At 49.0% G+C, this 15,114-nt stretch carries 14 protein-coding genes and 1 riboswitch; of the genes, 1 reads left to right on the top strand and 13 read right to left on the bottom strand.

Going from position 1 to position 15,114, the window contains the following annotated elements:
• Positions 1-13: 13 nt before the first annotated feature.
• From dapA to ABC831_RS08915, 3 genes are all read right to left on the bottom strand, one after another.
• A complete protein-coding gene (gene dapA / locus ABC831_RS08905) occupies positions 14-913 on the bottom strand; it encodes a 4-hydroxy-tetrahydrodipicolinate synthase (protein ID WP_343247799.1) in 900 nt (299 codons plus the stop codon).
• Between the two features lie 194 nt (positions 914-1,107).
• Positions 1,108-1,283: riboswitch (Lysine riboswitch) on the bottom strand.
• Between the two features lie 48 nt (positions 1,284-1,331).
• Positions 1,332-1,829 carry a cob(I)yrinic acid a,c-diamide adenosyltransferase gene (locus tag ABC831_RS08910; RefSeq protein ID WP_158351401.1) on the bottom strand — a complete coding sequence of 166 codons (498 nt, stop codon included), beginning with the start codon at positions 1,827-1,829 and terminating at the stop codon, positions 1,332-1,334.
• Positions 1,830-1,939: 110 nt separating this feature from the next.
• The gene (locus tag ABC831_RS08915) at positions 1,940-2,578 is read right to left on the bottom strand and encodes a single-stranded DNA-binding protein (RefSeq protein WP_158342185.1); all 639 of its coding nucleotides are present in this window, start codon (positions 2,576-2,578) and stop codon (positions 1,940-1,942) included.
• Between the two features lie 631 nt (positions 2,579-3,209).
• Here ABC831_RS08915 and typA point away from each other — a divergent pair.
• The gene (gene typA / locus ABC831_RS08920; RefSeq protein ID WP_343247800.1) at positions 3,210-5,036 is read left to right on the top strand and encodes a translational GTPase TypA; all 1,827 of its coding nucleotides are present in this window, start codon (positions 3,210-3,212) and stop codon (positions 5,034-5,036) included.
• A 137-nt stretch (positions 5,037-5,173) separates the two neighbouring features.
• Here typA and ABC831_RS08925 read toward each other — a convergent pair whose 3' ends face one another.
• From ABC831_RS08925 to ABC831_RS08970, 10 genes are all read right to left on the bottom strand, one after another.
• The gene (locus ABC831_RS08925; protein ID WP_343247801.1) at positions 5,174-6,070 is read right to left on the bottom strand and encodes a phosphatase PAP2 family protein; all 897 of its coding nucleotides are present in this window, start codon (positions 6,068-6,070) and stop codon (positions 5,174-5,176) included.
• A 58-nt stretch (positions 6,071-6,128) separates the two neighbouring features.
• Positions 6,129-7,016: an SGNH/GDSL hydrolase family protein gene (locus ABC831_RS08930; RefSeq protein WP_343247802.1), complete on the bottom strand. Its 888-nt coding sequence runs from the start codon at positions 7,014-7,016 to the stop codon at positions 6,129-6,131.
• Positions 7,017-7,352: 336 nt separating this feature from the next.
• The gene (locus tag ABC831_RS08935; RefSeq protein WP_343247803.1) at positions 7,353-8,618 is read right to left on the bottom strand and encodes a peptidoglycan-binding protein; all 1,266 of its coding nucleotides are present in this window, start codon (positions 8,616-8,618) and stop codon (positions 7,353-7,355) included.
• A gap of 167 nt (positions 8,619-8,785) precedes the next feature.
• Complete coding sequence (locus ABC831_RS08940; RefSeq protein WP_343247804.1) at positions 8,786-8,971, bottom strand: hypothetical protein; 186 nt, start codon at positions 8,969-8,971, stop codon at positions 8,786-8,788.
• 231 nt (positions 8,972-9,202) lie between these two features.
• A complete protein-coding gene (locus tag ABC831_RS08945) occupies positions 9,203-9,703 on the bottom strand; it encodes a tRNA (cytidine(34)-2'-O)-methyltransferase (RefSeq protein WP_343247805.1) in 501 nt (166 codons plus the stop codon).
• A gap of 35 nt (positions 9,704-9,738) precedes the next feature.
• Positions 9,739-10,914 (bottom strand): aminotransferase class I/II-fold pyridoxal phosphate-dependent enzyme, encoded by a 1,176-nt coding sequence (locus ABC831_RS08950; RefSeq protein ID WP_343247806.1) that lies wholly within the window; start codon positions 10,912-10,914, stop codon positions 9,739-9,741.
• Entirely contained in the window at positions 10,911-11,393 is a 483-nt protein-coding gene (locus ABC831_RS08955) for an Lrp/AsnC family transcriptional regulator (protein WP_343247807.1), read from the bottom strand. Before ABC831_RS08955 ends, ABC831_RS08950 begins: the two co-directional genes overlap by 4 nt.
• Positions 11,394-11,558: 165 nt before the next feature.
• On the bottom strand, positions 11,559-12,548 hold the full coding sequence (locus tag ABC831_RS08960) for an AIR synthase family protein (RefSeq protein WP_343247808.1): 990 nt from the start codon (positions 12,546-12,548) through the stop codon (positions 11,559-11,561).
• A 235-nt stretch (positions 12,549-12,783) separates the two neighbouring features.
• Positions 12,784-14,235: a VanW family protein gene (locus tag ABC831_RS08965; RefSeq protein ID WP_343247809.1), complete on the bottom strand. Its 1,452-nt coding sequence runs from the start codon at positions 14,233-14,235 to the stop codon at positions 12,784-12,786.
• A gap of 155 nt (positions 14,236-14,390) precedes the next feature.
• Positions 14,391-15,107, bottom strand: coding sequence for a 3'-5' exonuclease (locus tag ABC831_RS08970; protein WP_343247810.1), 717 nt, complete (start codon positions 15,105-15,107; stop codon positions 14,391-14,393).
• Between the last annotated feature and the right edge of the window lie 7 nt (positions 15,108-15,114).

Below are 15,114 nucleotides of genomic sequence, written 5' to 3' on the forward strand. Positions count from 1 at the left end.
GGTACGCTCCTCCTTACGCAAGCGGGATTCCGAATTCCTCCATCGCTTTTCTTAAATTCATCTGATGTGCATCTTCCATAACCGTCAGCGGCAGTCTTAAGCCTCCCACGTCAACCCCCATCATATTGACAGCCGCTTTAACAGGGATCGGATTCACTTCACAGAACAGCTGGTCAATTAACGGAATCGCTTTCAGCTGCATTTCCATGCTTCCCTTTGCATCGCCTGCCATATATTTCGCCACCATATCATGGGTAAAGCGGGGCGCTACATTGGACAGAACCGAGATCACACCCTTTCCTCCCAGAGATAACAGCGGCACTACCTGATCGTCATTGCCGGAGTACAGATCCACGGTAACTCCCTGCTCCCGGGCAAGACTCATGATCTTCGCCACCTGTGAAATATTGCCGCTGGCTTCCTTCACTCCCACAATATTATCCACATCCCGGATCAAATCCACTAAAGTGGACGGCTGGATGTTGACTCCGGTACGTCCCTGGATATTATATAGGATAACCGGAATCTTTACGGAATCCGCGACCGCTTTGAAATGCGCGTACAATCCCTTCTGTGTAGCCTTATTATAGTAAGGCGATACGACCAGCAGACCGTCCGCCCCTCGCTTTTCCGCTTCCTGTGACAGATAGACAGCCGTGTCGGTCCAGTTGGAACCGCTTCCCGCGATCACCGGCACCCGGCCGGCGACTCTCTCTACAGTATACCGGATACATTCCAGATGTTCCTCATGGGTCATAGCGGAAGCCTCACCGGTGGTACCGCAGATAATGATACTGTCGGTCCCGTTTTCGATCTGGAAATCAATCAGTTCCCCAAGTTTGTCGTAATTCACCTTTAAATCTTCTGTAAACGGTGTGATGATTGCCACACCTGCTCCTTCAAATAATGCCATGTAAATCCTCTCCTTTCTTATTTGGCGAATGAATTAAAATAGGGTTTCCCCTGCGGTATCTTCCTTTCCGCCGCAGTGCGATCCTGCGGAGCGTTTTTGATTTCATAGGCACACTTTCCCATGAAATCAAATAAGGCAGACTGATGAGTCTGCCTGTAAAGAAATCTACGCCGTAGAATAATCAACGACCTTGTTCTTTGGATAGCGCCCCATCTTTTACGATGACAGTCATATAACTCTTAATTATATGCCCAGGCAACAAATCATCAGGAAATCTGCCCCTTCGGCGTTCGTCCCTTTCCATACCTTCTTACGTGCCTGACCACAATCCGGTAATGTACTCATGAAAAACGCAACCTCTATCTAACCCGGTATTTAATTTAACGCTACTATAGCACAAGTTCCGCTCAGATGTCAATCACGGATTTGGAGTTTTAACGGTTTCTATACGATAAACCGCATCGGCGATACCGATCATTTTCTCGCAGGCATGGATACCTGTCATAATCAATTCCGTCTCCTCATCCATGGCATCGATCAGTACTTTCACATCATCCAGGCCTATAATCTCATGATCCAGCAAGCCCAGAATCTCATCCAGAATCAGAACATTACATTCCCCGGTAACCAAAACCTTTTTGGCAAAATTCATACCGTTCTTGATGTTCATGATCTCTTCATTTTTACTTTCCTCATCGAGCTCATCAAAACACACTTCATTCTTCTCAAACCGGAACAGCTTAATCTCCGGTTCAAGACGCCTGATAAAGTCGATCTCTTCTTCATTCTTCCTTTTCAGGAACTGGATTATAATCACGGATTTGCCTTGACTTGCTGCACGAATTCCTTGTCCCAGAGCTGCCGTGGTCTTTCCCTTGCCGCCACCGCAGTAAACCTGTACGAGTCCTCTATTCATAATGCACCTCTTCATTCCGTGGAAGTAAAACCTACTGTAAACATTTTCCCTTATGTTACTATATATTCACAGAATTTGCAAATCTTTTCTATTCGGCACACTCCGGTTTGCTATTCGATATATTCCAGTTTGCTGACGGAAACTTCATAGGCGATGCGTTTCTCCGCATCATTTTCATCTATTTTCTTCATATATTCCCGGCTCTGAATCCTGCCCCAGATCTCCACATGTCCTCCCACCTCAAACCCGGAGGCATACCTGGCATTTCTGCCCCAGCAGATACACGGAATATAGTCCGATTTACCATACGGCCTGTTGACTGCCAAAAGCAAATCCGCGATCTCCCTTCCCAGCGGCGTCTTGCGGTAAACCGGCGGTTTACAGATATAACCGTCCAGGAAAATCTGGTTCGTCTTGGCATTTTCAACTTCCTCAGAAATAAATTCCAGCTCTCTTACAAAAACGGATAAAACCAGTCTGTTCTTTTTCTCCTCGTGTCTGTTGTAGGATCGAAACTGTCCGGCCACCTGTATGGATTCTCCCCGATAATCCCTGGTCACATCAATGAGCCTTTCAGATACCATCAGCGGAATACAATCATAGGAATCACTGAGTCTTCTCACGTTCACATCCACCATGTAGAAGCCCTCCCCGAACACCTCATGGCTGAATGAAAAATCCGAAATAATCTCCCCTATAATAGTCACCTGATTGTTTTCGATTACCCTATCGATTACCTTATCTGTCATGAAATTTTACTCCCTTCCTCTTGGGACAGCATCACACTGTCCGACGATGTACCTTGTTTTTCTTATAGTTAATAGAATATATATGCCGTAAAATTTACCTTTAGAACTCAAATTACGAAATTTTTTACAATTATTTCCAATTTATTAAAGCTTATTCATCTTTTAAAAAATTATTACATTTCTCTTTCTATTTTTCCCTGGTAATTTTTACCATTTCCCTTCCGTGTCTCATTTCTAATCTCTCCTCTAAATCTTATATCCCTGCTCCAATCCATCAATTCCATCAATCTGTCTCCCCCGTTAAACGCCCCAAACTTAACCTTCTATATCCTCAATCTAATCTTCCAGTCCAACTTCCTATATAAATGTACCCGTTTCCCCCTTCCTCAAATTTTTACTTAGCAGCTGCACAGCATCCAACCCTAAGCCCGCAGGCAGCGTTCTTGCGCAGACCGTCAGATCCGCCCCCAAACCTCTCCCCGCAGTGCTTCCGGGTTTTCCGCCCCCGCGCAAAGCCTCCCTAAAATTTTCGACTTTATTACCGCAATGCCTTGTAATCTCGCCAAAATGTGGTAAACTAAGTAAGTTGCAATGCTTAATTTTGTTAATTAGTAAGAAAGAAGGACATTTTATGAAAACCAAACGTGAGGATATTCGGAATATCGCAATCATCGCCCACGTAGATCATGGTAAAACCACACTGGTAGACGAGCTGCTTAAGCAGAGCGGTATTTTTCGTGAGAACCAGGAGGTCGCAGAACGGGTCATGGACTCCAATGACATCGAGCGGGAACGCGGAATAACCATTTTGTCTAAGAATACCGCTGTTCATTATAAAGATACTAAAATCAACATCATCGACACGCCCGGACATGCGGACTTTGGCGGTGAAGTGGAACGTGTTTTAAAAATGGTGAACGGGGTTGTGCTGGTCGTGGATGCATTTGAGGGACCTATGCCTCAGACCAAATTCGTATTGATGAAAGCGATGGAGCTGAATCTGCCGGTGATCGTCTGTATCAATAAGATCGACCGCCCGGAAGCACGTCCGGATACTGTCATTGATGAGGTACTGGAACTGTTTATGGATCTGGACGCCTCGGACGAACAGCTGGACTGTCCGTTTGTCTATGCCTCTGCTAAGGCCGGCTATGCGATCCTGGACCTGACTGAGGACCCCCAGAATATGATTCCTCTCTTCGAGACGATTCTGGATTATATCCCGGCGCCTGAGGGAGATCCCGATGCGGATACTCAGGTTCTGATCAGTACCATCGATTATAATGAATATGTGGGCCGGATCGGCGTGGGTAAAGTAGATAACGGTTCCCTTAAGGTAAATCAGGAAGCGGTTCTGGTGAACGCCCATGAACCGGAAAAGAGAAATAAGGTTAAGATCAGCAAGCTTTATGAGTTTGACGGTTTAAACCGGATCGAAGTATCAGAAGCGGGCATCGGTTCGATCGTGGCGATCTCAGGTATCGCGGATATCCATATCGGGGACACGATCTGTTCTCCGGATAATCCGGTAGCCATTCCATTCCAGAAGATCAGCGAACCGACGATTTCCATGCAGTTTATCGTTAATGACAGTCCTCTGGCGGGACTGGAGGGTAAATATGTCACATCCAGGCATCTGAGGGACCGTCTGTTCCGGGAGTTGAATACGGACGTCAGCCTTCGCGTGGAAGAGACGGAAACCACGGAAGCCTTTAAAGTTTCCGGCCGGGGAGAGTTGCATCTGTCCGTATTGATTGAGAATATGAGACGGGAAGGTTATGAATTCGCAGTCAGTAAGGCGGAAGTAATCTACCATGAGGATGAAAAAGGGAAAAAGCTGGAGCCCATGGAGCTGGTTTATATCGACGTTCCGGATGAATTTTCAGGCAGCGTAATTGAGAAGCTGGGACAGCGAAAAGGTGAGCTGCGGAATATGGGAGCGTCTAACGGGGGGTATACCCGTCTGGAGTTTTCGATTCCTTCCAGAGGCCTGATCGGTTACCGCGGGGAATTCATGACGGATACCAAGGGCAATGGTATCATGAATACGATCTATGACGGCTATGGGCCTTATAAAGGAGATATCCAGTATCGTAAGCAGGGATCTTTGATTGCCTTTGAGACCGGCGAGTCGATCACTTACGGATTGTTCAACGCCCAGGAGCGCGGTACTTTATTTATCGGCCCAGGCGAAAAAGTATATTCCGGTATGGTAGTCGGACAGAATGGAAAATCCGATGACATCGAAGTAAATGTCTGCCGCAGGAAGCAGCTGACCAATACCCGCGCGTCCGGTTCGGACGAAGCGCTGAAGCTGTCGCCTCCTAAGATTATGAGTCTGGAACAGTGTCTGGAGTTTATTGACACCGATGAGCTGCTGGAGATTACTCCGAATCATCTGCGAATCCGTAAGAAAATTCTGGACCCCAAACTTCGGAAACGGGCCAGTCAGAAATAATAAAATCCCTTCCAAAGGTACGTTACGGTACCTTAGGAAGGGATTTTTTTCATGGTATGTTGTATGATCCGGTCATAGAGGGATCTTCGATCGGTTTCTAATATCGGTGTGTTCATGAAAATGTTCCTTTTCTGCGATCAGCCGCCGCTGCTATTTTTTATAAACCGTTTGAAGATCATGGGATACAGGACGATCACCCACATCACCAACAGGAAGTAACGTATACAATGTGCCGGAAGGGTGGTGCCAATCACCAGCTTAAGCCCGTTCTGCAGCATTATGGCTACGGCCAGCCCGATCAGCGCCTTAAGAATCTGCGCCGGAAGGGAAGCCCTGGTATCAAAATTGATAAAGCGCCTCTCGATGTACCATCCCACGGAAAAGCCCAGTCCTGCCCCGGCCGCCTTGCAGCAGTCTTGTGCATAGCGGAATTCCAATATCCCGCTGCCATACAGGAAAAGGGCATAGAGGATGATCACAACCGAGAATATAAACATAGCCGCCGATATTTTCAGATCGTTGCGGCGATTCAGCAGATAGCTGCCCAGCTCTTTATTTACCAGCCACGCAATCGCCAGCGACAGAACCATGGCCGTGAATACGTCCTTGGGCGTATGGACCCCCAGATACATGCGGGACAAGCCAATCATAAGAAACATGATTACGCACACGATTCTGATCCACTTCTTCTTTGAGGCAAGCGCAATGGTACCGAACAAAGATGTGCTGCCCTGGGTATGCCCGCTCGGGTAGGAATAGCCGGTCGCCGTTCCCACCGCGGATTCCACCGGTTTGAAATTCGGATCGATCACCCAGGGTCTGGGAACCCGGAATGTAATCTTCATAGCCTGCACCATCAGGCCTGCGGCGAAGTAGGAAAACGCCACTTTGTAGGCCAGAATCTTATCCACGCACCAGTAGAGCAGGCAGATCGCGGCGATCACAAACAGTTCCTCACCGAAAAAGGTGAAAAACTGGAACAACGCATTTAACACGGGATTCCTGATCCCTTCCAGAAAATATAAAAATGACATCTGTCTCTCCTACCTCCTCACTATAGAAGAAATCCTCTTCGATTCCTTCCTCCGCCAGTTACTTCATCCACCGTTTCAATTCAGCAGCAATCACTTCTCCCAGCAGCTGATAGCCCTCTGCATTAGGATGCAGGCCGTCCTCCAGGTAGCTGTCCGCATTGTCGGCCGTAATTCCGCTTCCATTATACAGATCGATCACCGGAATCCCGTAGCCGCCGCAGACCGCTTTCATCGCCTCCCCATAATCGGCCAGCATAAGACCTGCCTCGTTAGGTCCGGGACCATAGGCACTGGTTCTTTGAATCGGCGTGGCAAATACCAGAAGGGCGTCCGGATAATCCTGTCTAAGACCTGTGCACAGCACATTCAAAGCTCCGCAGAACTCCCCCGGATTCACCGAATCGGCCGCCCCAAGAGGAATATTCTGATAGAAATCATTGGTTCCGCCGAACACGAAGATCAGATCACTGTCCGCCGGAATACTCTGGTACCGGGCGTAAAACGGGTCCTTATCCGTGTCCGCGATGGTCGACTGGGCGATCCCAAGATTATACATCTCCTCAAAGGAAAGCTTCCCCTGCACCGCATCGATCCATATCCCGCCCCAATCGGTGATACTGTCCCCCAGGCAGGCCATCTTTACCCAGGACTTTGGAGCAGGCTTGACCGTAGGCTCAGGCGTCATCCCGGAAGGCTCAGGCGTCATCCCGGATGGCTTCGCTGTTTCTTTTGCCTCTTCGGAAGGCTTCGATGTATCCGCAGGTTCCGCCGACGGGGATATGCTGGGAATGGGCACCTCCGTTTCCGGCGGGGCCGGCGTGTTGGACGGTTGTACCCCCTCCCTGCCGCTCCCCTCCTGCTTAGAGCAGCCAACGGCCAGAAGGGCTCCCGCCAGAAGAATACTGACTGCTCCTATTCTGAAGTAATCCCATATTTTTCTTCGCATAATGTTCATTCCTCATTCGTATTTATATTCATTCTTGGATTATTTTAACACAAGGATAACCTGATGAAAAGCATAATATAGGAGCACCTTTCCACAAATATAGGCGCACCTTTCTATTATATAAAAAGAATGGACGCGGATTTTGCCGACATAGGTGAAGAGCACCCCGATAGTAAAATCGGGAAGCTTTGTATGGATAATCCGCTGTTCAGGCACAGGGGATAAAGATAACCATAGAATAAGCCTGAAATTACTCTGTGGAATCGGTTTTTTGTATTCCGGCAGAAGCAGTAATATCAGGCTTTCTTTATGATATTTATGATTTTCTCCTCAGGCTTAGCTCAACTCGGCAATCCTGGTGACACCCACGTAGATTTCCTGTATCTTAAACCAGGTTGCATAATCCGTGATACCGGTTTGGGGCAGCCCAAAGATGGACTGGAAAGTGCGTACCGCATTAGCGGTGGATTCCCCGTAGATTCCGTCTACCGCTACGGTGGGAATAGCGCTGTAGGTGGCGGCTATGGTATTCAGCTGTTCCTGGAGCTGGGTCACCTTCGGACCCGACGCTCCGATATCCAGGTTATAACCCGGCCAGGAGGAAGGAACTCCAGCGATCTCCTCCGCCACATTGATGTACATGTTGTCCCCGTAATAATAACGCAGTATCTCGATAGGCGTATACCCCTGATCGCCCAGGTACTTAGATCCCCACTGTGTCATCCAGTTTGGACAAGTGACCTGTCTTCCGTCACAGTACTGGGTCAGGATCGGCTGCTTTACATTGGGCCGGGACAGATAGGAGTTAAAGATCTCATCCACAATTACCGAAATACTGTCAAATGTATTGCGGCCAAAGATCCATTTGTGATCAAAGGCGGTAGACGACGTTATGGTGAAATCAAACCCTTTGTTCCGGTACCACTCGGTATAGACGCGGTTCAGGGTGAATGACATGATCGCCAGTACATTCGCGCGTATGGTGGCATCCGGCCAGGTGGCATAGATCTCACTGGATGCCACATTTTTAATGTAATCCTTATAACGGACCCAGTAGTCTGTAGCGGTAGTATCCCTGGGCGAACCGTCATGGACAATTACGAACTCCGGAACGACCACGCGGCTTAATACGATTTCACCGCTCTCGTTGACAGGTTTGATCTCAGCCTCCGCTATTTTCGGAGGATAATTCGCAAACAGGGTGTGCGGGCCGATCACGATCCGGTCCAATGCTTCCTGCCCCTCCATGGGGCGCAGTTCTATCCCCTGCAGGGAGGTGGTATCCGGCAATACTTCCGAACCGGCGACAGTGGCGGATTCATAACCGGGAGCCTCGACCTGAATCGTGTATTCGGCGTAAGGCTGATTGTCGCTGGGTTCCATACTGTATTCCAGGGGCGGGGCCGGCAGATCAAGCGTTTCTGTCTGACCGGAGCTGTTGGTGGTCAGATGTTCCACCGGGCTCTCGGGATCTCCGGTATAAGAAATACTGATAGTAGCACCAGTGATGGGAACCCGTCCGATGGTAGATGTCACCTGTACCTGCAGACGTCCGCGGTCAGGGGACTCGGTCTGCATACTTCTCAATGTCTGGTTTGACATAGGTACCTCGATAGATTTGGTGTTACTATCAGTATATGTAGTTGGGAATTCAGTTGTGCCTGTTTTTTTACAGGTATATGGCCTGCTTGTGTTACTCCCGTTCCCCTGTATTTCATATTACACTATTGGGAACTATTCCTGTACAGCAGCTGTTGCACGGTTCGTAACTATTCCTGTACAGCGACTATCGCGTTATTGGTAACAGTCATCGTTGGAATGTCCTGGTTATGGAGCTTATAGGAATATACAAAGCCAATGGCCATGACGGCGATGATACCTGCACAGATGATCAGTAGATTCATTTTATTTATCTTTCGGTCCAGATGTTCAAAATCATTTGCTCTGTTTCTCATACGATACCTCTTTTCTAAAGACCCGGATGGTCAACTATCATGTTCGCTTATTATTGTAACATTTCAGTGTGAAGATAGTTTTAACGAAAACAGTGTATTTTCTTAACTTTTTCTTATATTTTATAAACATTATGTGAATTGAGGCCGTATCATACTATGAAAAAGAGTTCCGCTGGAATAAGGAAGCGCCGTCCCCAAACCGATCATCCGGTTTGGAAACGACGCTTCTGTTTATTTCCAATCGTAGCGGGTCAGATGCCCCTCCATCTGCATATGGTCAAAATGGTTCTGGCGAAGAGCCTCATAGAGCACAATCGATACAGAATTGGCCAAATTCAAAGAACGGATCGTGGGAAGCATGGGAATGCGGATGGCGGTCTCCTGATTTTCCAGAAGAATCTCCTCGGGTATCCCTCCGCTCTCTTTTCCGAACATGAGATAGCAGTCCGGCTCATACCGGACTTCCGTGTAGACAGAGGGCGCCTTGGTGGTGGCCATATATACTTTGGCTCCGGGGTTCCTGTCACAGAAGTCCTGATAATTTATGTAACGGGTAACATCCAGGTGTTCCCAGTAATCCATGCCGGCCCGTTTGATGGATTTCTCGTTCAGGCGGAACCCCAGGGGTTCGATCAGATGCAGTCTCGTCCCGGTAGCCACGCAGGTGCGGCCGATATTGCCGGTATTGGACGGGATCTCCGGCTCGAATAAAACAATATTTAACTTTGCCATAATTCTTTTTCTTCCTTTAATCCCTTCTTGCCGGTTTAACGCCCCTGTGCAGCGCGGAGTCGCTGGATAAAGGAGCGCAGGCGACCGATGGCTATTTTCAGATTCTCCAGGGAATAGGCGTAGGAGATACGCAGGTATCCCTCCCCGCAGTCTCCAAAAGCTGTTCCGGGCACCACCGCCACTTTTTCTTCCTGAAGGAATCGGGTGGCGAATTCATCGGAGGTCATGCCGAATTCTTTGATACATGGAAATATGTAGAAGGCTCCGAAGGGTTCAAAGCATTTCAGGTTCATTTCACGGAATTCATGGATCAGGAAACGCCGGCGCTGGTCGTAGGCTTCGCGCATTTTCGCCACTTCCCCGTCCCCGTTCTTTAACGCTTCCACCGCTGCATACTGGCTGGTGGTTGGAGCACACATGATGGCAAACTGATGCAGTTTGATCATCTGCTCGATGATATTCGCCGGTCCGCAGGCGTATCCCAGTCTCCATCCCGTCATCGCATAGGATTTTGAAAATCCGTTGATCAGGATGGTGCGTTCTTTCATGCCGGGGAACTCCGCGATGGAAACATGATCCCCATGGTAACTTAACTCCGCATAGATCTCATCAGTCATGACAATCAGGTCATGCGCAATGATAAGATCCACGATGCCGGCCAGATCCTCTTTTGTCATGACAGCACCGGTGGGATTATTGGGGAAAGGCAGGATCAGTACCTTGCTCTTCGGGCTTAGGTGAGCTTCCAGATCAGCTCTGGTCAGCTTGAACTGATTCTCTTCCTTCAGCTCTACCGGTACAGGAACGCCGTCTGCCATGACGGTACAAGGCAGATAGGACACGAAGCTGGGCTGCGGGATCAGCACCTCATCGCCTGGATTAATCACACAGCGCAGGCCGATGTCGATCGCCTCACTTCCGCCGACCGTTACGATGGTTTCTTTATTCGGATCATAGGTGAGGTTCATCCGCCTTTTCAGATAGAGGCAGATCTCTTCTTTCAGCTCCTTTAACCCCGCGTTGGAGGTGTAAAAAGTCCGGCCCTGCTCCAGGGAGTAGATCCCCTCATCCCGGATAAACCACGGTGTATCGAAATCCGGTTCCCCCACACCCAGGGATATGGCGTCTTCCATCTCCGTAACAATATCAAAAAATTTGCGGATGCCGGACGGAGCAATGTTTACGATTTTTTCAGATAATGGATTTTTCACGGTGAGACTAACATCCTTTCATCTTTTGACATTTTTCCTATAATGGTTCCATGGTCTTTGTATTTTTTCAATATAAAATGGGTCGCGGTGCTGAGTACGGAGTCCAGCGTCGATAATTTGTCGGACACGAACTGGGATACATCCCGGATGGATTTCCCTTCCAGGATCACCAGCAGATCGTAGCCGCCCGAGATCAGATATACGGTATTTACTTCCGGGTAATTGAAGATCCGCTCGGCGATCTTATCGAATCCCTGGCCCCTCTGAGGGGTAACCTTTACTTCAATCAGAGCGGTCACTTTATCTGTGTCCGTTTTGTCCCAGTCGATCATCGTGTGGTATCCGCAGATAATCTTCTCCCGCTCCATGGCCGCCAGCTCATTTACTACGGCCGCCTCGTCAACTCCCAGGATGATGGCCAGTTCTTTCAGATCAAACCGGCTGTTCTTTTCAATAAAAGCTAAAATCTTCTCTCTCATGATTTCCTCCATTCAGTGCGTTTTTTTGCACATACAGGTATACCTTGACAGGTACTCTTAATACATGCCCTACGGGCGGGTTTGCAGCAAAGCTGCAAAACAAGGTATGGGTGAACATCTTTTGGTTCAACCGTTCCTCCATTCAGTGCGTTTTTTTGCACATGCCTATGTTTCATAGATTCGATACAGTTCATCCGTCTTGGGACGCTCCAGATATGTGATTTCGCCTTGATTCCGGACTATCCGGGCCTTGCCTTCCGTCACCTTTCCGATCACGGCGGCCGGGATACCCTCCTGCTTTAAGGCCCTGACCAGGCCATAACCGTCCGGGCCCGACATAAGCATACAGCCGCTGGAGATCAGATAGTACGGATTCAGGTCAAAATATTCGCAGATCTCTATGGTCTCCTGACGGACAGGGATATCCATCAGATCAATGTCCAGTCCGACACCAGATGCTTCCGCCAGCTCCCAGAGGGCCCCGTAGATTCCTCCCTCCGTCACATCGTGCATGGCACTGACACCGGACTTAAGCGCGACAGCCGCATCCCTCACCACGGAAATATATTGATCAAACTCCCTGGCTGTCCGGACCAGCTGTTCCGGATAGCGGGTCAGCAGCTGGGCTTCTTTTTCCTTCGCTATGATCGCCGTCCCCTCGATACCGATCCATTTCGTTACCACCACGTCATCACCCGGCTTCGCCCCGCCGGTGGTGATCAGGCGGTCTTTTTTTACTTTCCCCACACCGGTTACGGTGATCAGCGGCTGCTGTACCGCTCTGGTCACTTCCGTGTGTCCGCCCATCACCTGAATATGGAGTTCTTCACAGACTTCTTCTACCTGAGCCATCATCTCCCGGAGTGCCTCCTCTTCCATATCCTCCGGAAGAAGAGCCGTAAGCAGCATTCCCACGGGTTCGGCTCCTGCGGAGGCCAGGTCGTTGGCCGTGACATGCACACACAGACGCCCTACATCCTGAACCGTCCCGGTAATCGGATCTGTGGACAGCACAAATACCTCATCGGGTTCCAGCTGCATCACGGCGCAGTCCTCCCCCACGCCGGCTCCAACCAGTACCTCTGGCCTCTTTGTCTTTATTTGTTTAAACACGGAACGCTTTAAAACAGATTCCGGCACTTTTCCTATCTTCATAGTTTCCTCCATTTGTGCATCTTTTCAGCACATTTAGGTATACCTTGACAGGTACTCTTAATACATGCCCTACGGGCGGGTTTGCAGCAAAGCTGCAAAACAAGGTATGGGGGAACTGCTTTCGGTTCCACCGTTCCCTGCTATATTACGGACAGTATAGGAATGGAAGTCTGAGTACGGGATACGTACAATCAGACTTCCTCTGCCTGTCATTCTCAATTTTAGATCCGCTCTGTTATTCTCCGCCTCCGATACCACCGAGTACCGAGTTCAGATAAGCCTCGTCACTGACCGTGACTGCATCCTGCAGCTGCTGCGCCAGATTACCATCCTCTGTAGCCAGGCCGATGGTGATGTATTTGGGTGACGGCTGATATTTGCTCTTATTAAAGATTTCTCTTGAAACCTCGGTTCCGTTTTCATAGACAACCTTCCAAAGCTGCGCGGTACAGCCTCTGTGCGCGGACTGTGTGGTCTTCTTATAGCCGGCCGGAAGAGCGGGATCACCGATAATCTTAGTTCCCGGATCCACCGTTTCCAGCGTCTCGCTGACGAATTCAATCTTACGTGAGCTGGGTCGGTATTCCTCCCCGTAAATGTTAAAGGTAATGGTCTTGCCCTGGGTAAAGCCCTCGATGTAGATGGGGGCATCCGTATTATTCTTAAACTTCAAATCCTTGTAAGTTCCCGCGATAGCAGCGTCCATAGACGGCTGTACATAATCTACCAGCATGGAATGCGGAGAACGCTCCGTCACTTCCAGCTCGGCACGGATCACCGCGTTGTATAAGGTCGTCGACACCTGGCAGATACCACCGCCCAGACTGTCTACCACCATACCGTTCTCGTAAGCACCGGCCATCCGGTATCCATTCTTCTCCGTAAACGGGCTGACCGCCCCATACACTGAGAACTCATCCCCCGGATATATGACAGAAGCATTGATGTGCTTCGCCCCTGAGGATACATTAGTGACACGGTCCGAGGAGGAATTGGGGAAGCTGGTGCTAAATGATCCCAGCAGATCCTTAACCCGGCTCAGCTGTTCCGCCGTTCCCTTCGGCTCATCCACTTCCACTGCCAGTTCCAGCTGACCTGTCCCGTGATCCCATTCGTTGGAAATGTAGTCCAGTATCAAATCAACAGAAGTATCTACATCTACTTTCAGTCCCGTCTTTCCGGGAATTACATTAAACGTACTGCCATTCTTCTCTAATCCTGCGTTTTCCGCATCCACGTTGAATTTCGTGCATTCTTCTTCCACCAGCGTTTTTACGCTCTGCTCATCGGGCTCCACTCGCAGTTCATAGACTTTCTGCTCATGCTCCAGATCCTTTAAAGCCTTATAGCGCTGAACAATATTTCCGGATTTCCCGAGGCTTAAGGCCTCGTCCAGTATTTCCTCATTAGACAGCTTCAGCCCCAGCTGGCCGGCTGTAATCTTCATTTCATCTTCATTGATCCGGAGGGTGATCTCTTCCTTGTCCAGGTCCGCGATATAGTCGTCAATCGCGTCCTGTGCCTCCTGTTTGGTCATTCCTCCGGCATCGATATCTCCCAGAAATACTCCTTTATTAATGGTATCCCCGGAATCGCCTGCCGCATAAGCAGGTTTTTCCATTATTATGGTACAGGTCAGCGCCGCCAGCAAAACAGCGCCGGCCCCCAGTAGTTTCTTTATTTTCATTCTATAATCCTCCTGCAGCACACTAGTTACATCTTATTCCTGGTCTCACACTACGGACAGAATCATAGGCACCACCATTGCCAGTACAACGATTATGATGATGACGCTTGCAATGATTCTTCTCGTTTTGTTATCATTAAAATTGAACAATCCTATCACCTCGTTTTGATCTTTCCATATTCCAAAATGATCTTGTCGATCACACGGGACGCTTCGTTTTTAGTCAGGCTTTCTATCTGCAGACTTGTATCTATTTTATGATATTTTATCAAATCAATCAAGTATCGTTTTTGTGAATTTGTAATCGGTCCCTGTTTTTTAATCTGATAGACCAGAGGCCGGGGCCGGAACACCTCGGAATGCTCCGGATAAAACTGCTCCAGCAGTTTACCATAGAGACAGCTGCTGGCCTTCGCGTCCTCATATGCGCGGTGTCTCTTCTCCTGTGTTATATGATAGTAATCGCACAAATATTCCAGGCTTCTGCTTTCCAGATCAGGAAGCAGCTTTCTGGCTATCTTCAGTGTATCCACTCCCTGCTTGTCAAACACCATATCGCAGTTCACCGCGGTGCGCTTGATAAAGCTGTAATCGAAAATAATATTATGTCCCAGCAGATCCAGGTCCCCGCAGAAATCGATCAGTTCCCGTACCGCCTCTGCAGGCGGCGCTGCGTCCGCCGTCATCGTATCATCGATTCCGGTCAGTTCAAAGATCTTCTCAGGTATCGGAACTCCGGGATTAACAAACGTCTGATATGTATCGGTAATTCTTCCGCCGACCACCTTCACCGCTCCGATCTCCAGGATGCGGTCCCTCGACGGATTTAAGCCCGTTGTCTCCAGATCCAGGGCCACGTAATCCATTTTCATTTTATCC

Origin of the sequence: Diplocloster hominis, from assembly GCF_032380655.1 — a bacterium.
Taxonomy (GTDB): Bacteria; Bacillota; Clostridia; order Lachnospirales; family Lachnospiraceae; genus Diplocloster; species Diplocloster hominis.